The organism is Streptomyces reniochalinae, from assembly GCF_003323735.1.
GTDB classification, from domain to species: domain Bacteria; phylum Actinomycetota; class Actinomycetes; order Streptomycetales; family Streptomycetaceae; genus Streptomyces; species Streptomyces reniochalinae.
Genome location: NZ_QOIM01000041.1, coordinates 205949 through 231663, shown reverse-complemented (window position 1 = coordinate 231663; position 25715 = coordinate 205949). Strand labels below are relative to the sequence as shown.

Here is a 25715-nt window from a genome sequence, read left to right as displayed (position 1 = left end):
GTTCTGCGAGAGGCCCGGAAGCGATCACGTTTCCGCAGGTCGCCATTCGCAAAAGTCCTCTCGAAACCCACGCGTTGTGCGAGGCACTTCTGAGAGACTGCCCGGATGGATCTCACGACCGATCAGGCAGCAATTGCGGTAGAAGGTCGCGACTGCCCGAACTGTGACGCGCCCGCCGGCAGCGCCTGCCGCACCCGGGGCGGGAAGACCGCCGCGAAGTACCACACCCCCGCTTCGTCCTCGTCCCCGCACTCCGCGAGGAACTGAAGATCCCCGTCCCCGCCGACCGGCAACCCGGCCGCGCATGGAAGCAGGGCCCGGCGCTCGCCGTCGTGCCCGTGCCCCGCACCGAGCGGCCGGTGAGGATCGGGTACGCCCGATAGCCGGGCATGAGACGTGTCCGGTCGATCCATGTCGACTGCGCGCCTGACGGTTTGCCGCCCACGTCGGCGGGAGTGCGCGTGGCCGTGTCTCACGTAATCGATCTCTAGGACTGGGATCCTTCGAGGATCGCGGCGAGTTCCTACGATTGGGTAATCCGGTCGCGCAGCCAGGACTCGACGCCGCTGAGTGCCGTCCTGGCCATTGCCGTGGGGTGGCCCGTGAAGCCGTGGGGTGACTCGGGGTAGACCCGGAGCTCGACGTCATTGTCGGCCGCTGACAACCGACCTGCCAGCGCCAGGTTGTCTTCCAGCAACACGTCTGCGCTTCCGACGATCAGCAGCGTTGGGGGAAGCCCGCTAAGAACGCCGTAGGTGGGAGAGATGTCGGGAACAGCGCGGTCTTCCACGTGGCCGACGTACGCCTGGATGAAGTATTCCTCCGCGATGCGGCGACCAGCCGGGGTTCGTGCGCTCAAGTCGTAGGTGCCGAATTGGAGTGCAGCGCCGGTGAATCGGCCAACGGCACCTTTGTCTCTCAGCCGGAGCAGGGTCGCCAAGGCGAGTGTGGCTCCCGCGGAGCTCCCGCCGATCGCAAGTCGGGACGTTCCGAAGCGGGCACCGGCTTCTTCGACGAGCCAGAGCGCCGCTGCTTCACAGTCGTCGGGTGCCGCCGGCCAGGGGTGCTCAGGGGCCAGCCGGTAGTCGACGCTGACAACGGCGAGGTGCAGGGCGTCTGCGAGCTCGCGGTTGCGTTTGTCTCCTCGCGCTGCGGAGTCCATGTAGAAGCCGCCGCCGTGTATGTCCAGGTAGACGCCCTGCGGCGGACCGTCGATAGGAGTGAAGATCCTGACAGGGACGCGCGCTTCCGCGGCTTCGATCGTCTCTTCGATGGCGGGCGGATCGGCGGCAGGAGGAGCAGACCTCTTCGCTCGGGCCTCCTTCAGCTCCTCCAGTGTGCTGGGGCCACGGCCTGCCGGCCTCGACTTGTAGAAGTCACGAGCTTCATCGACCTGCTCCGCAGGCACGTCAGCGAACAGTGCGTCCAGCGCGAATCGCACGTGCCCTCCTCATCACTCGGTCTCAACTCCACGCTATCGAGGAAGTGCGCGGACTGAAGCCGCTGGGGTGGCGTCAAGCTGTCGTCGAAGGGTGGTGATGTCATCGTGCTGGGCTGCGAGGCGGGACAGGGCCGTGGCCTGCAACTTCTTCAGAGCGTCTAGTTCAGTGTTCTTCCTGCTCAGGCGCTCGCGCAGAGTGGCAACCTCGGCTTTGAGACGTTCGATCTGGGCCAGGCGTGGGTCGGGCTGCTGTCCGGCTTCCTGGGCGGCTTGGCGCTGACGGTCGAACTCGGCCTTGAGGTGTGGATAGGTGCGGTAGAGCGTCGCCCGCGGTACTCCTGCGAGGGTGCACAAGCTCTTGACGTCGCACTTCAGCCCGTCGGGAACGGGGCCAGTGAGGAGTTGCCGCATCGCGTTCCGAATCCTGGCCTCGGGTTCCGCTTGGGGGCTGTGCATCATGAGCGCGGCTCCTCGTCAGGGTGGCCAGCAGCGTCGATATTGGCGACGATGCGAGTGGCACGGTCGAACGCGGCCTGGGCTCGGGCCCGTTCAGGTTTGGAGAGTCGGGGGTTGCCGAGGAAGACGGCCTGGGTGTTGTCGGCGTGGTCGGCCCAGATCTGCCGGTGCTGAGGGTGGTGGGTGGCTTGTGGGGGCAGCGGGCCGAGTCACACATCCCCATGAGGGGTTCGTCGGCGTCCGGGGTGCCGGCGAGTTTCAGGCACAAAGCCTTGCCAGGATCAAAGAACCAGCAGGAGTTGCCGACACCGAGGCGCAGGGTCTTCGCCTTCGCTTTAAGGACACGCTCGACGCGCCGGTCGTCGATGACGGTGACCGGCCCGGCGTCGTGCCGCTCCAGGGCCTGGTCGACGGTCTTGAAGGCGCCGATGAGGTCGCGGGCACCTTGCCCGCTGGGCAGGACGCCGCGCTGGTAGTCCTCGTAGGCGGCGACGGTCAGCCGCAGATGTTCGGCTTCTTCCTCGGCGGCGACTTCGGCGGCGAAGGCGGCCTGGTGTCCACCGGGGCGGGCGGCATAGCCCTCGGCTGTGGCCACGCTGACATGTTTGAGGTGCAGTTTCACGGCCATCAGTCCGTGCGGACGCTGGGCGATGGCCATCGCGAGCGTGCGCCGCAGGGCGCGGGGATTGACCGGGCCGTCGGGAATGGGCTCCAGCCCGAGCCGCTGTCCGTACTCGCCGTTCGCCCACGAACTCAAGGCCGTATATCGGCGACCGCTGTTGTTGGATGCCTTGGCGAACAGCCGCTCACCCGGGGCGGTGCCGGTGAGGGCTTCGGCGATGGCGATGGCCCAATGCACGTCTTCGGTGACCACCCACGCGTCCTCGATCCCCCCCCCCCGAACGCCTCGCCCTTGATGCGGCGGGAGACCAAACGGTAGCGAGTTCCGCCACCGGGCCGTTCTTCCTGCCGACGGCAGCCGCTCGTCAGTTCCGCCAACTTCGAGGAACGCATCCCGCAAAGCTGAGGTGAGGAAGTAGGCAGCTGAGGTGACGACATAGGCCGTGGCGTCCAGTTGGTGCCGGGCCAACGGCAGAGTCCAAGGCACCAAAGTGCCGTCACCGGGGCGGGGCACCGGTGCCGCATCGCGGCACCAGGGGTGTGCTGAAGGCCGCACTCACTCACCCACCGTTCCCAGTTCGGGACGGAGAGTCTCCAGGTCCCTGCGGTGCCCCATGGCCCCCGCTGCCTGAACGACGAGCGGATGCCACGACATGTGCAGGAGCGGGTCACCCCGGTCCCATCCACGCTTCAAGCGCTGAGTGACGGTCGCTTCAGCGACCCGTGCAGCGGGAAGCCCGGTCTCTCGCCGTCGCTCGATGACCTCCCGCAGGCCATCGACCTCAGTGACCAGCAGGCTCCGCCGCGAGGCGGCCTCGTGCTGGTCGGCAGCGCGGGCCGCGGTCGCCTCGGCCGCCAGCAGCGGGCCGATCGTCTCCAGCAAGTACAGACAGTTCGCCAGCAGAAGCCGCAACAGAGTGTCCGGGACCGGCGGCACCTGGTTCTCGTCACTGCGTACATATCCCGTGACCTCGTCCGCGCTGCGGCCCGGCCACGGCCCCAGGACGCCGCCGACACCACGGACGACACCCCACCCCGGGCCTCCACGGCCCACGCCACCGTGCACGGCTACCCGCGCCAAGGCTCCGGGCGTGAGCTGAAGAAGGCCGTCGAGGGCTACTGGCGGGGCCGGGTCAGGCCGCCGCGCTGCTGCGCAAGGGGCTGACGGCGCTGCCGGCGGACCCGCTGTGGGTCAACCCCGACTGCGGGCTCACGACGCGGAGCCGGCCCGAGGTGCGCGCCTCGCTGGGAAACCTCACCGCGGCGCCGCGAACGGTACGCGGGCAGCTGCCCGGAAGGGCGTGAGCGGCGGCGTCCGCGGGCCGGCGGGGTCACCGCGCGGTGGCGGCACGGCCCGCGGGCCGGCGGGGTCACCGGGTCGCCAGTGCCTGTTTGATCAGGGTGCGCCCGAAGTCCCACATGAAGCCGCCGCCGCTGTGCGCGTCGTCCATGACCTGCGTGAAGGCGGTCACGAAGCGGTCCACCTCGGCCTCGCCCACCACCAGCGGCGGAATCAGCTTGATGACCTCCAGATGATCGCCGGAGACCTGGGTGAGGATCCGGTGCCTGTGCAGCAGCGGGGCCACGACCATCTGGGCGAACAGGCCCTTGCGCGCGGTCTGGAGCATCGTCCAGCGGCTGCGCAGCCCCATCGACCTCGGCTTGCCGAACTCGATGCCGATCATCAGCCCGCGGCCGCGCACCTCGTGCAGCAGTTCGTACCGGTCGACGAGCGCGGCGAGGCGGGTGCGCAGCTCCTCGCCGGTGCGACGGGCGTTCTCGGTGAGCCGCTCGTCGTCCATGACGGCCAGGGTGGCGAGTCCGGCCGCCATGGCCTGGGCGTTGGACCCGAAGCTGGCGGAGTGGACCAGCACCCGGTCCATGGACGAGTAGACCTTCTTGAAGATCCACTCCTTGCCGAGCGTCGCCCCGACGGGCACGTAGCCGCCGGACAGCGACTTGGCCACGCACACCAGGTCCGGGTCGACACCGTCCTCGTGCTGGTAGGCGAAGAAGTCGCCGGTGCGGCCGAGCCCGGTCTGCACCTCGTCCGCGATGAGCAGCGCCCCGTGCTTGTGGAGCAGCTCGCGGGCGGCGCGCAGGTATCCCGGCGGTGCCGCGTGCACGCCCTTGCCCTGGACGGGCTCGACCACCAGCGCTGCCACGTCCTTGACGCGCAGCTCGCGCTCCAGCGCCTCCAGGTCGCCCAGCGGGACCGGGGTGTCCGGCAGCAGCGGCGCGAAGCCGTCGCGGAAGCCGTCCTCGCCGTTGACCGACAGCGAGCCGGTCGTCAGGCCGTGGAAGGCGTGCGCGCAGTACAGCACCCTGGGCCTGCCGGTGGCGTAGCGGGCGAACTTGAGCGCGGTCTCGACGGCCTCGGTGCCGCTGTTGCCGAAGAAGACCCGGTCGAGCCCCGGGGCGTACGACAGCAGCTTCTCGGCCAGCAGCCCGGGCAGCGGCTGGCAGTCGAACCTGGTGAGGTCGGCGAGCTGCGCGTCGAGCACGTCGTGCAGCGCCTGCCGTACGACGGGGTGGTGGCGGCCCAGCCCCATGACGCCGAACCCGGCGAGCATGTCGAGGTAGTCGTTGCCCTCGGCGTCGTAGAAGTAGGCGCCCTCGGCCCGCTCGTAGACCTTGTCGAAGCCGAGGGTGTGCAGCATGCGCGGCAACTGGTGGTTGAGGTGGCGCGCGTGCAGGTCGTAGCGCTCGGCTCCGCGCCGGGCCAGCAGCTTCGCCAGGTCGAAGTCGCTCACACCACCCTCCCCTCACCCGTGCGCGCGGCGCCGTCGATGGACTCCAGCAAGGACATGGTGGGCCCCCCTGCTCGAACGAGACAGTACTCCGGTGGATCCGTGGTGGCGTGCGGCGGCGGCCCGGCGCTAGCGCGAGCCGCTCGGCGCGGCCGTCTCACGGGCCGCGCGCAGCGACTCCTTGAGAGAGCCCATGGTGGCCAGCACGGCGGTCGGTTCGTAGCCGCAGTGCGCCATGCAGTTGGCGCAGCGCGGGTCCTTGCCGCGGCCGTACTTGTCCCAGTCGGTCTCCTCGACCAGCTCACGGTAGGTGGGTACGTAGCCGTCGCTCATCAGGTAGCAGGGGCGCTGCCAGCCGAAGAGGGAGTAGTTGGGGATGGCCCAGGCGGTGCAGTCGAAGTCGGCCTTGCCCTCCAGGAAGTCGAGGAAGAGCGGGCTGTGGTTGAGCCGCCAGCGGGCCCGGTTCCCTCCGGCGAACGCCTTCTTGAACAGCTCCCTGGTCTGTTCCACGCCCAGGAAGTGCTCCTGGTCGGGCGCCTTCTCGTAGGCGTAGGCGGGCGAGATCATCATCTCGTCCACCTCGATCTCGTCGTTGAGGAAGTTCAGGACGTCGATGATGGTCTGCGGCGTGTCCGTGTTGAAGAAGGTGGAGTTCGTGGTGACGCGGAAGCCGCGCCGCTTGGCCTCCTTCATCGCCTCGACCGCCTCGTCGAAGACGCCCTCCTTGGCGACGGATTCGTCGTGCCGCTCACGCAGCCCGTCGATGTGCACGGCGAACGCGAAATACGGCGACGGCTTGAACTCGTCCATCTTCTTGCGCAGCAGCATGGCATTGGTGCAAAGGAAGACGTATTTGCGCTTGGCCACCAGCTGCCGCACGATCTCCCCGATCTGGGGGTGCATCAGCGGCTCGCCGCCCGCGATGGAGACCATCGGGGCCCCGGACTCCAGCACGGCCCCCACGGCCTGTGCCACCGGCATGCGCTGCTTGAGCACCCCGGCCGGGTGCTGGATCTTTCCGCAGCCCTCACACTTGAGATTGCACGCGAAGAGCGGTTCGAGTTCCACGATGAGGGGGAACTTCTCACGCTTGCGCAGCTTCTGCTGAAACAGGTACGTCCCGATACGGAACGTCTGGCGGAGCGGCATGGCCATTTCTGGCTCACCTCCAGGGGAGCAGCAGGGATCGGTGCCATTCGAGGAATGCGGGCAGGACACCGCGAAGGACGCGGAATGCCGATATTCCACCCCGCAGTGTCCCGATGCGGATCAGTTCATGTCCGGGAGCGTCCACGACCACCCGTACAGCCGCAACCGGGCGCCGGGCCGTGCCCGCGGCGGCGGCGTCCAGGGTGGCGGCCGACTCCATGTCGGCGGCGATCGCTCCGGCGGTGTGCAGCGCGGCCCGCGCCTGGCCCCGCACCACGCGGTCGGTACCCGCGAGGGCGCCCACGTGGACGGTGCGCCCCGTGGCGTGCCGGGCCAGCGCGGCGGCCAGCAGTTCGGTTCCGGCGCAGCGGGTGCGCCCCACCTGGTCGCGGGTCTCCTCGGCGAGGACCAGGTCGCCGGGGCGCATGCCGGGGACCAGGCCCGCGCAGAAGCCGGTGGCCAGCACGGGCGTGGCGCCGGGCACCTTCTCCTGGGCGAGCGCCCTGGTCACGGCGCGGCGCGCGGCCTGCGCGCCCATCCCGCTGCGCAGCAGCGTCACGTCGGCGGCGCCCGGCCCGCCGTCTCGGTGGCCGTCGCCCGGGCGCCCCAGGCCGCGGCGGAGTGCGAGGTGCTCGATGCCGAGCGCGCACGCGACCAGCAGCGGCTGAGGGGCGTCCGGGCTGGCCATCACGCGACCCGCCGCGCGAGGCGTTCCAGGCCGTCGCCGTGCAGGTAGCGGCCCAGCGCGGTGAGCGGGAAGACCATCCGGTAGAGGTGGTAGTTGATCGAGAAGTCCCACGGGAAGCCGGTGCCGGTGAAGTACGGCTCGTCCCAGTAGCCGTCCTCGCGCTGGGTCTCGGCCAGCCAGCCGACGCCGCGCTCGACGGCCTTGCTGTCCTTCTCGCCCGCCGCCAGCAGCGCCATCAGGGCCCATCCCGTCTGGGAGGCGGTGGAGGTGCCGTTGGCGACCCATTCGGAGTCGATGTAGGAGCGCAGGTCCTCGCCCCAGCCGCCGTCCTCGTTCTGGACCTTCTCCAGCCAGCGCACCGCGCGCCGGATCGCCGGGTGTGAGGCGGGCAGCCCGGCGGCGACGAGAGCGGGGACCACGGAGCCCGTGCCGTAGAGGTAGTTGACACCCCAGCGTCCGAACCAGCAGCCGTCGGCCTCCTGTTCGGACAGCAGCCAGGCGAGGGCCTTGCGGGTGCGCGGGTCGTGCTGCTTGCCCTCGGCGGCCAGCATCTCCACCACGTGAGCCGTCACGTCGGCGGACGGCGGGTCGATGACCTCGCCGAAGTCGCAGAAGGGCAGGCGGTTGGGGAACTTGCTGGTGTTGTCGACGTCGAAGGCGCCCCAGGCACCGTCGCGGGACTGCATGCCCAGATTCCAGCGCACCGCACGCGCGAGGGCCCGCTCGACCCGCTCGGGGTCGGGGTGCTGGATGCGGCGCAGGGCCAGGGCGACCTCGGCGGTGTCGTCGGTGTCCGGGTAGGTGTCGTTGTGGAACTCGAACGCCCAGCCGCCCGGTGTCAGACCCGGCCGTCGCACCGACCAGTCACCGGGCCGCACGACCTGCTCGCCCAGCATCCAGTCGGCGGCCCTGACCAGCGCCGGGTGGTCGCGCGGCAGCCCCGCGTCGGCGAGCGCGATGGAGGCCAGGCAGGTGTCCCAGACCGGGGACTGGCAGGCCTCGACCATCCTGGTGTCCGCGTCGGGCCAGACGGCGAACCTGTCGAGGGACTCGAGGCCCGCCTTCAGCACGGGGTGGTCGAGGTCGTAGCCGAGCAGGCGCAGCGCGATGACCGAGTAGACGGCGGGCGGCTGGATACCGCCCCAGCAGCCGTCGTTCTCCTGCCGCTCGATGATCCAGCGTGAGGCCTCCCGCAGCGCTGCGCGGCGCAGCCGGCGCGAGGCCACCTTGCGGTAGGCGTGCAGGGCGCGGTCGATGCGCTGGAAGGCGCCGTCCCAGGTGGTGGCGGGCGCCATCTTCGCGTCGGGCCGGGGGTGTGCCGGGTCGCGGTGGAGCTCGTCCAGGGCGAAGGGCGCCGGGTGGACGGGGCGGAAGGCGCACACGACGGTGAGCGGCACGATGGTCTGGCGGGCCCAGCAGCCGAAGTCGTAGATGTTGAGCGGGAACCACTTCGGGAAGTAGATGATCTCCGGCGGCATCTCCGGGAGGTCCTCCCACCTCCACCAGCCGAAGAGGGCGAGCCAGATGCGGGTGAAGACCCTGCTGCGGGCCACTCCCCCCTTCTCGCGCACCCAGGCCGCCGCGCGCGTCATGTGGGGCGCCTCGGTCGCGTCACCGGCCAGCTTGAGGGCGACGTAGGCCTCGATGGTGGTGGACAGGTCGCCCGGGCCGCCGTGGAAGGTGGCCCAGGTGCCGTCCTCGCGCTGCTGGGAGCGGATCCAGCGGGCGGCGGCCGCGTAGGTCGTCTCGTCGCGGATGCCGAGGAACTCGCGCAGCAGCAGGTCCTCGGCGTCCATGGTGACGTTGGTGTCCAGGTCCCCCTTCCACCAGCCGGCCTCGTCCTGGCGGGCGAGCAGGTGGTCGACGGCGCGGGCCGCGGTCCGCTCCGCCAGCGCGGTCACGCTCTCCTGCGCCGCGGGGGCGGCGGGGGGCGCGACGCGCGCGGTGTTCTTCGTTCCGGAGACGCCTGGGCCGGCGGGTCCGTCCGTCGTTGCGGTCATCCCTTTCTCCTTCCGAAGTGTCCGATCGCTCGGAGCCATGTGGTGCCGGGGCACTCACCTCTGCCGTACGACGACGAAGTCGGCCAGCGCGACGAACTGCTCGCGCACCCGACCCGGCATCTCGATGGAGTCGAGCGCCTGAATGGCCGTGGTGTGCTGGCGCTGGGCCTCCTGGGAGGTCCACTCGCGGCCTCCGGCCTCCTCGATGAGGGCGGCCCGCTCGGCGAACTCCGCCTCGTGGAAGTCCTCGAACTCGGCCTGGCTCTTGGCCGCGTCGGCCGACAGCAGCGTGGCGAGCCGGGCTGCGGCCGGGCCCCGGGAGCCGAGTGCGGCGGCCACCGGCAGCGACTTCTTGCGCTGCCGCAGGTCGCTCCAGGCCTGCTTGCCCGTGGCCTGGGGGTCGCCCCAGATGCCGAGCAGGTCGTCGACGGCCTGGAAGGCGAGGCCCAGGTGGTGGCCGTACGCCTCCAGCGCGTCGGCGGTGCGGTCGTCGGCGCCGCCCAGCACCGCGCCGACGGAGGCGGCGCAGGCCAGCAGCGCGCCGGTCTTGTTGCCCTCCATGTCCAGGCACTCCTCCACCGTGACGAGGTCGCGGTGCTCGTAGGAGATGTCCTGCGCCTGCCCGTCGATGAGCTTGCGGGAGGCCGTGGTCAGCCTGCGGGTGGCCCGTCCGGCCTCGACCGTGCCCAGCTCGAGCAGTATCTCGCCGGCCAGCGCGAACAGCGCGTCGCCGACGAGGATGGCCTGGGCGGGTCCGTGCACCTTCCAGACCGTGTCGCGGTGGCGGCGCTGTTCGTCACCGTCCATCAGGTCGTCGTGCAGCAGGGAGAAGTTGTGCACCAGCTCCACGGCGACGGCGCCCGGGATGCCCACCTCGGGCGCCGCCGAGGCGGCCTCGGCGGACAGCAGCGCGAGCGCGGGCCGCACGGCCTTGCCGCCGGCCGACTCGGAGGGGCGGCCCGCGGCGTCGATCCAGCCGAAGTGGTAGGCGGCGACGGTGTCCATCGGCGGGGCAAGACGTTCGATGGCCGCCCGCAGCACGGGCGTGCTGAGCGTCCGTCCGCGCTCCAGCAGCGCGGTCACCGCCCTGCTGCCGGTCTCCTCGCTCGTGGTGCCCTCGCCGTCGTCGTTCTCGGCGTTTGCGAGATGCGGCTTCGCCGGGATCACAGGGTCTCCTTGGTGCGGTGCTGTCGGGCCGGCCGGCCGGTCCTGGCTGGCGGTGCTTGCTGCGTCAGTGGTGCTCATGCGCTCTTCCTTCGATGCCGGGGACCGGTTCCCTCCCGTACGGGCGGCCCAGCGCGACGAGAGCCTCACGCGCGGCTTGCGCCCCGCTGCGGACGGCGCCTTCCATGGTCGCGGGCCAGCCGGTCGCGGTCCACGCGCCGGCGAGGTAGAGCCCCGGGGACGCGGTGCGCGCGCCGGGGCGCAGACGCCCGACCCCGGGCGACGGCGCGAACGTGGCGGTGCGTTCCCTGGTGACGAAGAAGTCGCGCACTCCGGCGCCGCGCGCCGCGGGCAGCAGCCGCTCCAGCTCGGGCAGGTAGCGCTCGCGCAGGGTGGCGACCGGCAGGTCGATCTCCTCGTGCGCGACGGACTGGGACAGCGCCAGGTACTGCCCGCCGCCGGTGAGCCCGGAGGCGCCGGAGCGGTCGAAGACCCACTGGACCGGGGTGCCGAGCGCGGTGAAGAAGGGGCGGCGCAGCACCTTGCGGTCGTAGACGACGTGCACGTTGAGGATGGGCGCTGTGCCGATGTCCAGCAGCCTGCCCGGGTCGGCGAGGGCGCCGGGGGGCAGCAGCCTGTGTGCCTCCCGCTGCGGTACGGCGAAGACCACGGTGTCGGCCGTCAGCTCCGCCGCCCCGTCGGCTCCCTGGTCGACCGTCACCCGCCAGTCCCCCTCGTCCGTCCGGGTGACGGCGCGTGCCCGGGTGCGCAGCAGGGTGCGGGCCCCCGCCTTGTCGAGGGCGGCGCGGGCGAGGACGTCGTGGATGTCGCCGAGCGGCACGTGGGCCCAGCCGATGTCGGCGGCACCGGGGTCGCTGAGCAGTCCGGTGCGGAAGACCTTGGCTGCCAGCCCCATGGAGGCGTGCGGGGCGCGGGCGTTGAGGGTGGCGGTGCCCACCAGGTCCCAGAGCGCCTCGATGGCGCGCGGCGACTGGCCGTGCCGGTGCAGCCAGGTGCCGAAGTCGACGGCGTCGAGCGCGGGGTCGGCCGGGTCGAGGTTCTTCAGGGCGAGCGCGGCGCGGGCGACCGAGGCGCGTTCGACCGCGGACAGGTGCGGGTAGGTGCTCAGGCTCGCCGCCAGGTGCAGCGGTACGGGCAGCCCGGTGCGCCGCAGGCGGCCGAGCCGGGGCCGCCTGCGGCCGACGTCCAGCACGGGGACGTCGAGCCGGTCTTGGAGCGGTGCGAGCCCGGCGGCGCCGACGCGCTCCAGGAACCAGGTATAGGCGGTGCAGCAGCGCAGGTAGACGTGCTGGCCGTTGTCGACGTCCAGCGGCCCCGCGGCGGAGTCGCGGCGGAAGGAGAAGACGAGCCCGCCGAGCCGGGGCCTGGTCTCCACCAAGGTGGTCTCCAGGCCCGCTTCGGCGAGTCTCAGCGCAGCCGTCGTCCCGGCGATGCCGCCGCCGAGCACCACGGCACGCCGGGAGCCGGCGCGGCGGTCACCGGACGGTGCGTCGTCCGCTGTCATGAGCGCTCCTCCCCTCGGGCCGGCTGCCGGGTGCCGCCGTCCGCGCCCGCTGGGACGCCGCATCCGGGCGGCGGGTTGCGCCGCGCCGCGGGGTGGCGGCCATCAGGCGCTCCGCCGGGAGGCCTGCCGGGCGTCGAGCCCCGCAAGGCCGCGGACCGCCACGTAGGCCTTCTCCCGTCCCGGCAGGGAGACGCGGCCGCGCAGGACGGCCGCGGGGTCGGCCGCGATGCGGTCCAGCAGGCGGTGGTAGATCCCCGCCATGGCGGCGACGCAGGCGCCGGAGCGCCGGTCGAGCATCGGCAGCAGCCGGTATCCCTCGGTGAACAGTGCCCGTGCGCGACGCACCTCGAAGTGCACCAGTCCGGTGAAGTCGGCGCCGTCCGGCACCGTAGTGCTCTCGAATCCCGCGGCACAGCCAAATTTCTCGAGGTCCTCCGAGGGAAGGTACGTACGCCCGCCCTCCGCGTCTTCCCGAACGTCCCGCAGAATATTGGTGAGTTGGAGCGCCAGCCCCAGGGTGTCGGCGTATTCGGGGGCGCGGGCGGTGTCCGGCGCGCCCGACACCGTGCCGAAGACACCCAGCGAGAGCCGTCCGATGGCCCCTGCCACGCAGCGGCAGTAGACCTTCAGCTCGTCCCACGTCTCGTACGTGGCGCCGGTGACGTCCATCAGGACGCCGTCGATCAGCTCGTCCAGCGCGTCGAGCGGGAGGGGGAAGCGGTCGGCGGCGTGGCTGAGCGCGACGGCGACCGGGTCGGTGTCGTCGTCGCGGACCTGCCGGTCCTTGACCAGGGCGAGCAGGTCCCTGGTGCGCTCCAGGCGCTCGCGCTTGGCCTCGGCGGGCAGATCGCCGTCGCCGATGTCGTCCACGCGCCGGGAGAAGGCGTACAGCGCGGACATGGCCTGCCGCTTGGGCCCGGGCAGCAGCCGGATGCCGTAGGCGAAGTTGCGGGCCTGCTGCCCCGTGACGGCCTCGCAGTAGCGGTAGGCGGCGCTCACGGGGCCCGGGAGCTGCTGCGCGGACCCGGCCGCCGTGGCCCGGCCCGCTCTGGCGGTCTTCGCTGTCTTGCCCACCGTCCCGGTCACCCCTCTCCTCGCAGACTCGCCCAGGACTCGCGCAGTACGCTCGCGGCGCCCGCCCGGGGAGCCCCTGCCAGTACGTCGTACCGCGCGGCCCGCAGCGCCCCGGCCGCCGCCCGGCCGCCGCCGGTGAATCCGGCGAGCAGCAGCCTCAGCCTGCCGCGGACGCTGCGCACCAGCGGTGTGCCCTCGTCCAGCAGGCCGAGCGCCCGGTCGGTCTCGAAGGCGACCAGGGCGCGGACGGAGGCGTTCGCGGTGGGGGCCGCCAGGTCCGACTCGCCGACGCGGAAGCGGTCCATGTCCTCGGCCGGCAGGTAGATCCGGTCGCGGGCCAGGTCTTCGGCGACGTCCTGGAGGTGTTCGACGATCTGCAGGCCGGTGCAGACCGCGTCGGAGTGGCGTACCCGCTCGGGCGTCGAGGTGCCGGTGATCGCCAGGACGAGGTGTCCGACGGGGTTGGCCGACAGTTCGCAGTAGGCCAGCAGTTCGGCGTAGGTGGCGTAGCGCCGGACCTTCTGGTCCTGCCGGTTGGCCTCGATCAGGGCGAGGAACGGCTCGGGGGTCAGGCCACGGCGGCGCACCGTGGGAACCAGGGCGCGCAGCAGCGGATGACCGGGCTCGCGCGCGGCGGCGGCGCGCGTAGGACCGGCGGAACCCGTACGGCCGGTGGAGCCTGCGGGACCCCCGAAGACGCGGTGCAGGTCCGATTCGAACGCGTCGAGCATGGCGAGCGGATCGCTCGCCTGTTCGGGTGCCAGGCCGAGGGCGACGGCGTGCTCGGCCCCGAAGGTCAGGTCGCTGTCGCCGATGTCGTCGACCAGGCGGGCGAATCCGTAGACGGCCATCAGGTCGTCCCGCCACTCGCGAGGGAGGAAGCGCGGCGCCACCGGGAAGTTCTCCGCCCTGGCCTTGGAGAGCACCGCGCTCGCGTGCGCGTCCTCCTCCGCGGTCACCACGTACTGCCCATGGCCATTGCCGTCACATCTCCGTTTCTACACCGCCGCGCCAGAACATCCTATTTCGGACACGCCGCACGCGCTGGCCTGCGGAAGCAGCCCGTGGCACAGCTCGCCCAGGACCGACTCGCCCGACTTACCGCGCATCAGCACCGAAACAGCTTACGCCGTACATCAATCCCCCGTGCGGTGGGTCACCATCCCGGGTCCGACATGCGTGATCGCCCGTCAGGGGGACATCAGTCCGGCGAGGACGTCGGTCAGGACGCGGTCGATGACGTAGGAGGACTCCTCGTCCGTCAGGGTGTCGAGCGGCCCGTCGAGGAAGAGCATGGCCACTCCGTGCACCATGGCCCAGGCGCTCAGCTCGGCCCCGGGACGGCGCTCCGGCGTGATCAGACCGGCCGTGACGGCGTCGTCCAGCGTCTCGGTGAGCAGTTCGAAGGAGCGGGTCTCCCAGCCGGGCTGCTCCCCCTCCGCGTCGGCCAGACCCCCCTCCTCGGTGATGCCGACGGCGCCGAGGGCCTTGCGGCAGAAGGCCGTGCGGTAGAGGCCGGGCTCCTCACGGGCGAAGCGCACGTAGCCGCGACCGAGCTCCATCATCCGGTCCCTGGCGGCCTGTGGCCCCACGCCCTCGCTCGCGCGGCCCACCGCCTCCATGCAGGCGACGAGGCGCTGCTGGCCGTACTCCTTGACGGCGCCCAGCAGATCGCTCTGGCCCTCGAAGTGGCGGTAGGCGGCCGTGGCCGAGACGCCGACCTTGCGGGCGGCGGCGCGCAGCACCACGGCGTCGGGACCGCCTTCGGCAGCCAGTTCGATGGCGGCTCGGATCAACGCGTTGCGCAGGTCGCCGTGGTGGTAGCGGCCCTCTTTGCCGCCGCTCGCCCTGGTTTCGCCCGCGGCCGCCCGCCCTGTCGCTGCACTGTTCGCCTCCATGGCGTCCATCCTGCCCGATGTTGACGGGCATAACATTCACCGCCATCATCATGTTGACGGCGTAAACATCCGCGGGGTCGCCGCCCGCCCTCGCACGGCCACATCCACCGGGGGGAACCACGTGCTCGACCGCACAGCCGACTTCACCTACCGCAGGGCACGCACCGTGCTCCTGCTCGCCCTGCTGGCGGTGGTGGCACTCGCCGCCGTCGGCTTCGGCGCCTTCGGCAAGCTGAAGGGCGGCGGATTCGACGATCCCGCCTCGCCCTCCTCACGGGCCGCCGCACTGATCGAGGAGGAGTTCGGGGGAGAGAACAACCTCGTCCTGCTCGTCTCCGCCAAGGAGGGCGACCTGCGAGCTCCCGCCGTCGAACAGGCCGGGGAGGAGCTGACCCGCGGCCTGCGCGCCGAGCCGGGCGTCTCCCAGGTGACCTCCTACTGGTCGCCGGGAGGCTCGGGCCTCACCTCACGCGACGGCGACCGCGCCCTCGTGCTGGCCCACATGGACGACGCCGACACCGAGCGGATCACCGAGGTGACCGACGAGTGGACCGGCGAGAGGGGCGCGGTCGGCGTCCAGGCGGGTGGCCCGGCCGCGCTGAACGGCGACATCACCGCGCAGGTCTCCGGTGACCTCGCACTGGCCGAGGCCATCGCCGTCCCCGTGACACTCGTGCTGCTGATCATCGCCTTCGGCAGCGTCGTCGCGGCCCTGCTGCCCCTGGCCATCGGGCTCGTGGCCATCCTGGGCACCTTCGCCGAGCTGTACGTCCTCGGCAGCCTCACGGACGTCTCCGTCTTCGCCGTCAACCTCACCACGGCGCTCGGTCTGGGACTGGGCATCGACTACGGACTGCTGCTGGTCAGCCGCTTCCGCGAGCGGCTCGGCGCGGGCGACGGGACGGCGGGGGCGCTGCGTACGACCGTGCGCACAGCGGGGCGCACCATCCTCTTCTCGGCCGCCACCGTGGTCGCCGCGCTGGCCGCGCTGCTGCTGTTCCCGCCGTTCTTCCTGCGCTCCTTCGCGTACGCGGGCATCGGCGTGGTGGCCATCGCCGCACTGGCCGCGCTGCTGATCGTGCCCGCCCTGCTGGCGGTGCTCGGAGAGCGGGTCAACAAGGGGCGGCTGCCCTGGGCCGACGCGGTGCGCCGCCCCGAGGCCCCGCTGTGGCGGAAGATGGCGGCCACCGTCATGCGGCGCCCTGCGCTGACGGGCCTGCCGGTGCTGGCCGTCCTGCTGCTGGCCGCGAGCCCGCTGCTGGGCGCCACGTTCGGCTCACCCGACGAGCGGGTGCTGCCCGAGTCCGCCGAGAGCCGCCAGGTCGCCGCGGTGCTCCAGCAGGACTTCGCGGGCAACGACGCCGCGAGCATCGCCCTGGTCACCGAAAAGAGCGCCGGAAAACGGGCCGTCGCCCGGTACGCCGCCGGCGTCTCGCGGCTGGAGGGCGTCGTGCGCGTCAGGTCCGCCAGCGGTACCTGGGCCGCGGGGCACGCCGTACGGAAGCCGGACGCCGCGGCCGCCGCCTTCGAGCACGACGGCATCCACCGGCTGACCGTCACCACGAAGACCACCCCCGCCTCGGACGCGGCCGCAGAACTCGTCCGCGACCTCCGCGCCATGCCGGGGCCCGACGGTGCCCGCGTGCTCGTCGGCGGCCAGGACGCGGCGCTCATCGACTCCAAGGCCGCCATCGCCGGCAAACTGCCCGCGGCCGTGCTGTGGGTCCTCGGCTCGACGTTCGTGCTGCTGTTCCTCTTCACCGGCAGCGTCGTCCAGCCGCTGCGGGCCCTGGTGCTGAACGCGATCAGCCTGACTGCGGCCATCGGCGCCATGGTCTGGATCTTCCAGGACGGGCACCTGTCCTCGGTGCTGGGCTTCACCGCGATGCCGATGGACACCTCGATGACGGTGCTGATGTTCTGCATCGTCTTCGGGCTGTCCATGGACTACGAGGTCTTCGTGACCAGCCGCATCAAGGAACTGCACGACGCCGGCACCGACGACCGTGAGGCCGTCGCCGGCGGTCTCTCGCGCACCGGACGCCTCGTCACGATGGCGGCGGGGCTGCTGGCGGTCAGCTTCTTCGCCTTCGCCACCAGCCAGATCTCCTTCTTGCAGATGTTCGGACTCGGCAGCGGGCTCGCCATCCTGATCGACGCGGTCGCCGTGCGCGGCGTGCTCGTACCGGCCGCCATGCGGCTGCTGGGCCGCACCGCCTGGTACGCGCCGGGGCCGCTGCGGCGGCTGCACGCCAGGGCCGGGCTGAGCGAGTCGGATCCCGGCAGTGCGGCGAAGGACGCGTCGCAGACCGCCGACACGGACCAGGAGCCGGTGCACTCGGGGGTGTGAACCGGCTCCGCCGAACGGCGAGTGGCCCGCGCCCCCCGTGGGGGCGCGGGCCACTCGCCGTTCGAGACGCCGCTGAGGAGCGGGCTACTTGCTGGTGAACTTCTCGTACTCCTTGAGGACCTCGTCGGTGGGCCCGTCGAGGAGGAGCTCGCCCTTCTCCAGCCACAGCACCCGCTCGCAGGTGTCGCGGATGGACTTGTTGTTGTGGCTGACGAGGAAGACCGTCCCGGCCTCCTTGCGCAGCTCGCGGATGCGGGCCTCGGAGCGCTTCTGGAACTTCTTGTCACCGGTGGCCAGCGCCTCGTCGATCATGAGGACGTCGTGGTTCTTGGCCGCGGCGATCGAGAAGCGCAGCCTGGCCGCCATGCCCGAGGAGTAGGTGCGCATCGGCAGGGTGATGAAGTCGCCCTTCTCGTTGATGCCGGAGAAGTCGACGATGCCCTGGTAGCGGCGGGCGACCTCCTCGCGGGACATGCCCATGGCCAGGCCGCCGAGGATGACGTTCCGCTCGCCCGTCAGGTCGTTCATCATCGCCGCGTTCACGCCCAGCAGCGAGGGCTGGCCGTCGGTGTAGACGCGGCCCCGCTCGGCCGGCAGCAGCCCCGCGACGGCCTTCAGCAGCGTGGACTTGCCGGAGCCGTTGGAGCCGATCAGGCCGATGGCCTGGCCGCGGTAGGCGGTGAAGCTGACGCCCCGCACCGCGTGCACCTCGCGCATGCCGCCGCCCGGCTTGCGGCGGATGATCCGGTTGAGCGCCGCGGTCGCGCTGCCCTTGCCCTTGGCGCCGCCGTAGACGCGGTAGACGATGTGCAGGTCCTCCGCGACGACGGTCGGCACCCACGGGGCCGGGGTCCGCTCGGCCTGGGCCTCGGTCTTCGTACCGGACTGGGCCCTCGCTCCGCTGCGCTCGGTTTGCTCAGCCACGGCCATAACGCTCCTCCGCCTTCCAGAAGAAAACAAATCCGCCGATGCCGAAGACGACCGCCCAGACGACGGCGAGCGGCCAGGCCAGCGGCGACATGTCCGAAACCCCGTACTCGTCGATCAGCGCGTACCGCATCAGGTCCATGTAGACCGTGGCGGGGTTGCCCTGCATCACGTCGACCAGCCAGTCGGGCGCGTTGTGCTTGGTGAGCATGTACGGCAGGGAGAACATCACGCCCGAGGCGTACAGCCAGGTGCGGGTGATGAACGGCATCAGCTGCGCCAGGTCGGGAGTCTTGCTGCCCAGCCGCGCCATGATCAGCGCGAGCCCGGTGTTGAAGACGAACTGGCAGGCCAGGACCGGGACGACCAGCAGCCACGAGAAGCCGGGCAGCTCACGGAAGCCGAGCAGGATGACGACCAGGACGATCATCGAGAACAGCAGCTGCTGGAGCTGCTGGAGCGAGATCGAGATGGGCAGCGAGGCCCGCGGGAAGTGCAGCGCCCGCACCAGCCCCAGGTTCGAGGAGATCGCCCGCACGCCGTTGAGCACCGAGGTCTGGGTGAAGGTGAACACGAACACGCCGGTGACCAGGAACGGGATGTAGCGGCCCTGCCCGCCGGGGATCCCCTCTCGACCGCCCATGATGATGCCGAAGATGAGGAAGTAGACCGCCGCGTTCAGCAGCGGGGTGGCGACCTGCCACAGCTGGCCCAGCTTGGCCTGGCTGTACTGCGCCGTCAGCTTCGCCCGGGAGAAGGCGAGGATGAAGTGCCGCCGCGCCCACAGCTGCCGCACGTAGTCGGGCAGCGTAGGGCGCGCCCCGCTCACCGACAGGCCGTACTTGGCCGCGAGTTCGGCCGGGGTCAGACCGTCGTCCGGTGACGGCGGGGGCGTCACACCAACGGCACTGTCGTGGGTTGTCTCGCTCACGATGGAAACTTTCGTCCTCACACTGCGCAGGTGTTTGGGAGCCGATGCTCTCAAAGGGAGAGCTTGTCAGATCACGGGCGGGCGTCCGAGCCGCGTCAGACGCCATACCGTACGCCACCGCATGGGGCGGCGGGGGCCCGCGGGTGTGGCCCAGCCCTCCTTGAAGCCGCCCAGCCACGCCTTCAACGCCGGCATGGAGGGGCGGCGCGCCAGGGTCAGCAGCAGCCAGACGCCCAGGTAGACCGGGACGAGAGGGGCCGGGAGGTTGCGGCGGGCCAGCCAGACCCGGTTGCGGGCCACCATGCGGTGGTAGACCGCGTGCCTGCTGGGCGCCGTGGTGGGGTGGTGCAGCACCATGTCGGCGCGGTACTCGATGGACCAGCCCGCGTCCAGCGCACGCCAGGCGAGGTCGGTCTCCTCGTGGGCGTAGAAGAACTCGTCGGGGAGACCGCCGACTTGGGCCAGCACTCTGGTGCGTGCGGCGTTGGCGCCGCCGAGGAAGGTGGTCACCTTCGAGGAGCGCATCGGGTCTGAGGCGCGGAGCCGGGGGACGTGGCGCCGCTGGGTCACGCCGGTGTCCGGGTCGGCGATGCGGAAGCTGATGATGCCGAGGCCGGGATCGGCCGCGAACGCCTCGCGCACCAGTTCGGCCGTGTCGGGCGAGGGCAGCAGCCCGTCGTCGTCCAGGAAGAGCAGCGCGTCCACCTCGCGGCCCGAGGGCCCGAACGCCTCGATGCCGACATTGCGGCCCCCGGGGATCCCGAGGTTCTCCTCCAGCTCGACCGTGCGGACACCGTCGGGCAGGTCGGGCAGCGGCGCGCCGTTGCCGACGACCACGACCTCGATCCGCTCGCCCTTCTGCCCGGCCACCGAGTCGAGCAGCGCGCGCAACTCCTCGGGGCGGTTGCCCATGGTCAGCACGACAGCCCCCAGTCGCATCGTCGCTGCGTCCTGACTGTCCCGGCTGTCCTGGTTCACGTCGCCCCCTGTCACTTCAGCCTGCTGGAGGCGAGGATGGACACCAGGTGCAGCAGCGTCTGGAGGACCGCGATGCCCGCCAGGACGGCGACGCCCAGCCGGGAGAAGAACAGGTCCCCGCGGATCTGGTCCACGACTGCCAGCACCAGGATCAGCAGCGACGCCTCGATGCCGAGGACCAGCCGGTGGAACTTCAGCGCCGCCGCGGCCCTGCGGGCCAGCGCCATCCCGGAGGAGCGCGGCTCGGACGCCGACTCCTTGACCGGCGGCAGCCCACCTTGGTGCCGGGCGACGCCGACCAGGTCGGACTCGGCCTTGATCAGGATGGCGCCGAGCGCGGCCAGAGTGCCCAGGAAGGCCCACAGCCAGTCGATGCGCCCGCTCCCCCACAGGTCGGCGGCGCGCAGGCCGAAGCCGGCCAGCACCGCCGCGTCGCACAGGTAGGCGCCGACCCGGTCCAGGTAGACCCCGCCCAGCGAGAACTGCTTCTTCCAGCGGGCCACCTCGCCGTCGACGCAGTCGAGCAGCAGGTACAGCTGGACCATCAGCACGCCGAGCACGGCCCCGGCGATCCCGGGCAACAGCAGCGCGGGCAGCGCCAGGACGCCGGCGAGCGTCATCACGTACGTCAGCTGGTTGGGCGTGACCCGGGTGTTCACCAGGTGCCGGTCCACCCGCAGCGAGATCTCGCGCATGTAGAGCCGGCCGGCCCAGTGCTCACCGCTGCGCCGGTCCTTCACCCCGGCGGGGTGAACGACCGGCCGCAGCTCAGCTACCGATGGTTTGTGCATAGTCCGCGTACGCGTCCCTGATCTGGTCGGTGGACAGGTCGAGGTGTTCGAGGATCGTGTACCGCCCTGGGCGGGTCTGCGGTGCGTACGCGACGGCCTCGACGAACTCGTCGCGGTCGAAGCCGATGTCCGCGGGCAGCACCGGCAGCTTGTGCCGGCGCAGCACCTCGACCATCAGCTTGGCCGTGTCCTTGTCCCCGCGCAGGTAGGTGGCGAAGGCGGCGCCGAGTCCGCACTGCTCGCCGTGGGGCGCGGCCCGCTTGGGGTAGAGCAGGTCGAAGGCGTGGTTGATCTCGTGGCAGGCGCCCGACGCCGGGCGGCTGTCACCCGCGACCGACATCGAGATGCCGGTGAGCACCAGGCCCTCGGCCAGCACCTGGAGGAAGCCGTCGTCGGACACGTCGCCCGGGTGGTGCAGGATCGCTTCTCCCGCCTGGCGGGCCATGGCGGCGGCGAGCCCGTCGATGGCCTCGCCGCGCTGCTCGTGGCCCAGCTCCCAGTCCTTGACCGCGGAGATGTTGGAGATCACGTCGCCGATGCCGGAGCGGATGTAGCGCTCGGGCGCCTCGCGGATGACGTCGAGGTCGATGACGACGGCGATCGGGTTGGGCACCCCGTAGGAGCCGCGGCCCGCGTCGTTGTCGAGGGTGGCGACGGGCGAGCACAGGCCGTCGTGCGACAGGTTCGTGGCGACGGCGACCAGCGGCAGTCCGATGCGGGCAGCGGCGTACTTCGCACAGTCGATGATCTTGCCGCCGCCGAGCCCGACCACCGCGTCGTAGCGGCCGGACTTCATGGCGTCGGCGAGCTTGATCGCGTCGTCCAGGGTGCCGCCGCCGACCTCGTACCAGGAGGCGTTGGGCAGCAGCGGCGCGAAACGGTCGCGCAGCGCCGCGCCCGAGCCGCCGCTGATCGCGAAGGCGAGCTTGCCGTTGGTGGAGATCCGCTGATCGGCCAACAGGCCCGCCAGGTCGTCCAGGGCGCCGCGGGAGATGTCCACGACGACCGGCGACGGAATGAGGCGGGTCAGTACTGGCATGCGATCTCCCGGCCCTTGGCGAGGTCGTCGTGGTTGTCGATCTCGACCCACTTGACGTCGCCGATCGGGGCGATGTCGACCTTGAAGCCGCGGCCCACCAGCTCCTGGTAGCCGTCCTCGTAGTAGAGCTGCGGGTCCTTCTCGAAGGTGGCCTTGAGCGCGTCGGCCAGCTCGGCGCCCGCCTCGGCCTCGATGAGGGTCAGCCCGATGTACTCGCCGGTGGCCTCGGCCGGGTCCATCAGCTTGGTGATCTTCTGGACGCCCTTCTCGGGGTCGACGACGACCTTCATCTCCTCGTCGGCCAGGTCCTTGACGGTGTCCAGCGCCAGGATGATCTTCTGGCCGTTGCCGCGCGCGTCCAGCAGCGTCTTCTCGACGGAGACGGGGTGCACGGTGTCGCCGTTGGCCAGCAGCACGCCCTCCTTGAAGACCTCACGGGCGCAGTAGAGGGAGTAGGCGTTGTTCCACTCCTCGGCCTTGTCGTTGTCGATCAGGGTGAGCTTGACGCCGTGCTTGGCCTCCAGCTCGGCCTGCCGCTCGTAGACGGCCTCCTTGCGGTAGCCCACGACGACCGCGACGTCGGTGAGACCGACCTCGGCGAAGTTGGCCAGGGCGATGTCGAGGACGGTGGTCTCGCCATCGACGGGCACCAGGGCCTTGGGCAGGGTGTCGGTGTAGGGGCGCAGACGCCGTCCGGCGCCGGCGGCCAGCACGAGGCCGATCATGCGGGTTCTCCTGTTTCGTCGTGTACTGCGGGTGCTTGCGAGGACACCCAGAAACGGATGCTCTCGACGAGCACCAGGACCGCGATGACCACGGCGAGCGCGGTCAGCGCGAAGATGAAGCCCTCGGGGTGCCCGCCGCCCAGCCAGAGGGCGGCGACGGCAGCGACCACCAGGGTCCGTCCTTCGTGCCCCCCGACCGCCCGCACCAGCCAGTGCGGAGGCGCTCCGGTGCCACCGCGGATGCGGTACACCGTGTCGTAGTGATGGTAGGCGAGAGCCGCGACCAGCCCGAAGGCCGCGGGAAGCGCGCCGTCGGCCCCGGAGCGTGCGGCCAGCACCAGGATCGTGCCGTATTCCGCGATGCGGAAGATCGGGGGCAGCAGCCAGTCGAGCGGGCCCTTGAGCGGCCGGGCGAGCGCCACCCCGGAGCACAGCGCGTAAAAGGCGGCCGCCACAACCGGCCAGTAGCTGCCCAGCGGCGTGGCCCACGCGGTGGCCAGGATCACGGCGCCGCCCAGCAGGGCGAGCGCGGGCACGCCGAGGCCCGGCAGAGCGACCGGGCGCAGCAGACGGGCGGCGAGCTCGGCGAGCGGGCCGCTGTCGGTGAGCGCGCGCACCCCCTCGGCGGCGCGGTCCGTACGCGCCCTGCGGCGCACCGAGCGCAGCAGCCGCCCAGCGGTGGTGTAGCAGGCGGCGAAGGCGCCCGCGATCAGCAGCACCACGAAGGTGACGCGCGGCGTGGTGGCGGCCGTCAGGACGGCGATGAGGGCCCAGCGCTCGCCGATGGGCAGCACTATCATCCGGCGCACCCACACCGTCCACCCGGCGGAGTCCAGCCGCTGGGAGAGCACGGCGGTGGGGCTGCTGTTGGCCGAGTCGTCGTGGCTGGCCTCGTTGAAGGAGAAGTCGACGGTGTGCCGCGCGGTCATCAGCAGCATGGCGCCGAGCGCGAGCGCCCACACGCCGTCGTCACCGCCGCCGCGGGTGGCGCCCAGCGCCAGGCCCGCGTAGTAGGAGTACTCCTTGGCGCGGTCGAAGGTGGCGTCCAGCCAGGCGCCGAGCGTGGAGTACTGGAGGTCGTAGCGGGCGAGCTGGCCGTCGGCGGCGTCCAGGACGAACGAGGCGATCAGCAGCACGCCGGCCGCCACGAAGCCCCAGCGCTCCCCGGTGGCCGCGCAGGCGGCGGCGATCAGCGCGGTGACGAGCGAGGCGGTGGTGACCTGGTTGGGGGTCAGCCCCCGGCGGGCGCACCAGCGGGCGACGTAGCGCGAGTAGGGGCTGATGCAGAAGGTGGTGAAGAAGCCGTCGCGGGACTTGACCGCGGAGCGCAGCCGCACCTGCTCGTCGTCGACGGCGGCGACGGCCTGCTCGCGCTCCCGGCGCGCCGTCTCGTTCGCGGGCACGTCCGCGACCAGCACGCCCAGCTCGGGACGGTGCACCTCGACCCCGGCGGCCTCCAGCGCACGGGCGGCCTCGTCGGGGTCGCCCGCCAGCCGCGGCGCCAGCGCGGCGCGCGCCTCCGGTGTGAGGCCGAGCACGCCGGGCAGCGCGCCCGCCGCGAAGCGGGGGTCCTTCAGCGCGAGCCGCAGCGCGTGGGTGTGCCCCACGAAGCGGGGGTCGACCAGGGCGAGCCGTTCGCCGGCCGCCGTCGCTGCCAGGTGGGCGCCCACAGCGGTCGCGTCGTCGGCCACGCGCACGTCGAAGCCGAGGGAGCGCAGGTCGGACTCCAGCGACGACCCGGCGACCGGCGGACCGGTGAGGATGGCGGTCGACAGAACGAACTCACTCCTTGGAAGCTGGCATGCCCGCGCGAGGAAGGGGACAACGAAGGCAGCGGGCAGCGTGCGCCGTCGCCCCTCGGGGCCGGCAGCACGTCGGCAGAGAGTATCCGATCGTCGGAACGAGCCTTCACCGAGCGTTCATCGGCCCGCTGTTGCCGGTGGCGCACCCGCGCGCACCAGCATGGTCGATCACCGGCACGGCTCACAACCGGGGCCGATAGGGTGCGGGACATGACGTGGTTGATCACAGGTGGCGCCGGGTACATCGGCGCGCACGTCGCGCGGGCCATGACCGCCTCGGGCGAGGGGGCCGTGGCGCTGGACGACCTCTCCACGGGCCTGTCCGAGCGGCTGCCCGCCGAGGTGCCGCTGGTGCGCGGCTCGGTGACGGACGCGGGGCTGCTGTCCCGCACGCTCGCCGAGCACCGGGTGACGGGTGTGATCCATCTCGCGGCCAGAAAACAGGTGGGCGAGTCGGTCGAGCAGCCGCTGCGCTACTACGAGGAGAACGTGCACGGCCTGGCGTGCCTGCTGCGGGCCGTGGTGGACGCGGGCGTACGCCGGTTCGTCTTCTCCTCCTCCGCCGCCGTCTACGGGATGCCCGACGTGGACCTGGTCACCGAGCGGACGCCGACGGTGCCGATGAACCCCTACGGGGAGACGAAGCTGGCCGGAGAGTGGCTCGTGCGGGCCGCGGGCCGCGCCCACGGGCTCAACACCGCCTGTCTGCGCTACTTCAACGTCGCGGGCGCCGCCGCGCCCGAACTGGCCGACGTGGGGGTCTTCAACATCGTGCCGATGTTCTTCGACGCCCTCACGCGCGGCGAGGCGCCCAGGATCTTCGGGGACGACTACCCCACCGAGGACGGCACGTGTGTCCGCGACTACATCCACGTCCAGGACCTGGCCGACGCGCACGCCGCCGCCGCGAGCGCGATGGCCGCGGGCGGCGGCGCCGCGGACGGCCGCGACCTGACGCTCGACGTGGGCACGGGCGAGGGCGTCTCCGTGCGGGAGATGGCCGAGCTGGTGGCCGAGGTCACAGGGCGGCACGAGCCCGCGCCCGAAGTGGGGCCACGCCGCCCGGGCGACCCGGCGCGGGTGGTCGCCTCGGCGCGGCGCATCCGCGAGGAGCTGGGCTGGCAGCCGCGGTTCGGGGTGCGCGAGATGGTCGCCACGGCGTGGGAGGGCTGGCTGCTGCGGCACCCCGAGGCGCGCACCGCGGCCGGCTGAGCCGCACGGTGCGGTCGGCGCCGTGCCGGCCGCACGGCACCGTGCCGACCGCGCCGTGCCGGCTGCCGGGTGAGGGCCTCTGAACGGCACGCACGGCGACGCGGCGGACACGAAGAGGGCTCGCGCGATCGGACAGCGGCACGCTCGTGCGCGAAAGCGACAGATTCGCGCAGAATGCTCAGTTGCGGCGCAAC

22 protein-coding genes and 1 pseudogene are annotated in these 25715 nt (G+C 71.7%); 4 read left to right on the top strand and 19 right to left on the bottom strand.

Going from position 1 to position 25715, the window contains the following annotated elements; translation table 11 throughout:
• The first annotated feature begins 105 nt into the window (after nt 1-105).
• Nucleotides 106-267, top strand: coding sequence for a zinc finger domain-containing protein (locus DQ392_RS36275; protein WP_425470600.1), 162 nt, complete (start codon nt 106-108; stop codon nt 265-267).
• A 256-nt stretch (nt 268-523) separates the two neighbouring features.
• On the opposite strand, the gene DQ392_RS24850 is transcribed toward DQ392_RS36275, so the two are convergent.
• From DQ392_RS24850 to DQ392_RS34585, 3 genes are all read right to left on the bottom strand, one after another.
• Nucleotides 524-1441, bottom strand: coding sequence for an alpha/beta hydrolase (locus DQ392_RS24850; RefSeq protein ID WP_114017926.1), 918 nt, complete (start codon nt 1439-1441; stop codon nt 524-526).
• A 163-nt stretch (nt 1442-1604) separates the two neighbouring features.
• Complete coding sequence (locus DQ392_RS34590; protein WP_181856574.1) at nt 1605-2771, bottom strand: hypothetical protein; 1167 nt, start codon at nt 2769-2771, stop codon at nt 1605-1607.
• Nucleotides 2772-3074: 303 nt separating this feature from the next.
• A complete protein-coding gene (locus DQ392_RS34585; protein ID WP_181856584.1) occupies nt 3075-3599 on the bottom strand; it encodes a hypothetical protein in 525 nt (174 codons plus the stop codon).
• Between the two features lie 53 nt (nt 3600-3652).
• Between DQ392_RS34585 and DQ392_RS24830 the strand changes: the two are divergent.
• A pseudogene (locus tag DQ392_RS24830) lies at nt 3653-3823 on the top strand (hypothetical protein); the annotation flags it as partial.
• A gap of 65 nt (nt 3824-3888) precedes the next feature.
• Here the strand turns inward: DQ392_RS24830 and DQ392_RS24825 are convergent.
• The 9 genes from DQ392_RS24825 to DQ392_RS24785 form a co-directional block, all read right to left on the bottom strand.
• Nucleotides 3889-5271 (bottom strand): aspartate aminotransferase family protein, encoded by a 1383-nt coding sequence (locus DQ392_RS24825; protein WP_114017922.1) that lies wholly within the window; start codon nt 5269-5271, stop codon nt 3889-3891.
• 126 nt (nt 5272-5397) lie between these two features.
• On the bottom strand, nt 5398-6423 hold the full coding sequence (gene hpnH / locus DQ392_RS24820) for an adenosyl-hopene transferase HpnH (protein WP_114017921.1): 1026 nt from the start codon (nt 6421-6423) through the stop codon (nt 5398-5400).
• A gap of 7 nt (nt 6424-6430) precedes the next feature.
• The gene (locus tag DQ392_RS24815) at nt 6431-7105 is read right to left on the bottom strand and encodes a phosphorylase family protein (RefSeq protein WP_114017920.1); all 675 of its coding nucleotides are present in this window, start codon (nt 7103-7105) and stop codon (nt 6431-6433) included.
• Complete coding sequence (gene shc / locus DQ392_RS24810) at nt 7105-9105, bottom strand: squalene--hopene cyclase (RefSeq protein WP_114017919.1); 2001 nt, start codon at nt 9103-9105, stop codon at nt 7105-7107. Before shc ends, DQ392_RS24815 begins: the two co-directional genes overlap by 1 nt.
• Before the next feature lie 54 nt (nt 9106-9159).
• Nucleotides 9160-10272: a polyprenyl synthetase family protein gene (locus tag DQ392_RS24805; RefSeq protein ID WP_245981943.1), complete on the bottom strand. Its 1113-nt coding sequence runs from the start codon at nt 10270-10272 to the stop codon at nt 9160-9162.
• Nucleotides 10273-10336: 64 nt separating this feature from the next.
• Nucleotides 10337-11794, bottom strand: a complete 1458-nt coding sequence (gene hpnE / locus DQ392_RS24800) for a hydroxysqualene dehydroxylase HpnE (RefSeq protein ID WP_114017917.1) — start codon at nt 11792-11794, stop codon at nt 10337-10339.
• 102 nt (nt 11795-11896) lie between these two features.
• Nucleotides 11897-12793 carry a presqualene diphosphate synthase HpnD gene (hpnD, locus tag DQ392_RS24795; protein WP_245981942.1) on the bottom strand — a complete coding sequence of 299 codons (897 nt, stop codon included), beginning with the start codon at nt 12791-12793 and terminating at the stop codon, nt 11897-11899.
• Nucleotides 12794-12876: 83 nt separating this feature from the next.
• Nucleotides 12877-13830, bottom strand: coding sequence for a squalene synthase HpnC (gene hpnC / locus DQ392_RS24790; RefSeq protein WP_114017915.1), 954 nt, complete (start codon nt 13828-13830; stop codon nt 12877-12879).
• A gap of 228 nt (nt 13831-14058) precedes the next feature.
• Entirely contained in the window at nt 14059-14766 is a 708-nt protein-coding gene (locus tag DQ392_RS24785) for a TetR/AcrR family transcriptional regulator (protein WP_114017914.1), read from the bottom strand.
• Between the two features lie 121 nt (nt 14767-14887).
• Between DQ392_RS24785 and DQ392_RS24780 the strand changes: the two genes are divergently transcribed.
• Complete coding sequence (locus DQ392_RS24780; RefSeq protein ID WP_114017913.1) at nt 14888-17116, top strand: MMPL family transporter; 2229 nt, start codon at nt 14888-14890, stop codon at nt 17114-17116.
• 84 nt (nt 17117-17200) lie between these two features.
• On the opposite strand, the gene DQ392_RS24775 is transcribed toward DQ392_RS24780, so the two are convergent.
• The 7 genes from DQ392_RS24775 to DQ392_RS24745 all read right to left on the bottom strand — a co-directional run bounded on the left by DQ392_RS24775 (nt 17201) and on the right by DQ392_RS24745 (nt 24282).
• Complete coding sequence (locus DQ392_RS24775) at nt 17201-18046, bottom strand: ABC transporter ATP-binding protein (RefSeq protein WP_114017912.1); 846 nt, start codon at nt 18044-18046, stop codon at nt 17201-17203.
• Nucleotides 18033-18974 (bottom strand): ABC transporter permease, encoded by a 942-nt coding sequence (locus DQ392_RS24770; RefSeq protein ID WP_114017911.1) that lies wholly within the window; start codon nt 18972-18974, stop codon nt 18033-18035. The genes DQ392_RS24775 and DQ392_RS24770 overlap by 14 nt, the downstream gene beginning before the upstream one ends.
• Before the next feature lie 66 nt (nt 18975-19040).
• Nucleotides 19041-19913 carry a glycosyltransferase family 2 protein gene (locus DQ392_RS24765; RefSeq protein ID WP_114017910.1) on the bottom strand — a complete coding sequence of 291 codons (873 nt, stop codon included), beginning with the start codon at nt 19911-19913 and terminating at the stop codon, nt 19041-19043.
• A 50-nt stretch (nt 19914-19963) separates the two neighbouring features.
• The gene (locus tag DQ392_RS24760; protein ID WP_114018031.1) at nt 19964-20743 is read right to left on the bottom strand and encodes a CDP-alcohol phosphatidyltransferase family protein; all 780 of its coding nucleotides are present in this window, start codon (nt 20741-20743) and stop codon (nt 19964-19966) included.
• Nucleotides 20721-21782 (bottom strand): iron-containing alcohol dehydrogenase family protein, encoded by a 1062-nt coding sequence (locus DQ392_RS24755; RefSeq protein ID WP_114017909.1) that lies wholly within the window; start codon nt 21780-21782, stop codon nt 20721-20723. The genes DQ392_RS24760 and DQ392_RS24755 overlap by 23 nt, the downstream gene beginning before the upstream one ends.
• Entirely contained in the window at nt 21770-22507 is a 738-nt protein-coding gene (locus tag DQ392_RS24750; protein WP_114017908.1) for a phosphocholine cytidylyltransferase family protein, read from the bottom strand. The genes DQ392_RS24755 and DQ392_RS24750 overlap by 13 nt, the downstream gene beginning before the upstream one ends.
• Nucleotides 22504-24282 (bottom strand): DUF5941 domain-containing protein, encoded by a 1779-nt coding sequence (locus DQ392_RS24745; RefSeq protein ID WP_114017907.1) that lies wholly within the window; start codon nt 24280-24282, stop codon nt 22504-22506. The genes DQ392_RS24750 and DQ392_RS24745 overlap by 4 nt, the downstream gene beginning before the upstream one ends.
• A gap of 237 nt (nt 24283-24519) precedes the next feature.
• Here DQ392_RS24745 and galE point away from each other — a divergent pair, with 237 nt between their 5' ends.
• A complete protein-coding gene (galE, locus tag DQ392_RS24740; RefSeq protein ID WP_114017906.1) occupies nt 24520-25521 on the top strand; it encodes a UDP-glucose 4-epimerase GalE in 1002 nt (333 codons plus the stop codon).
• Nucleotides 25522-25715 lie beyond the last annotated feature (194 nt).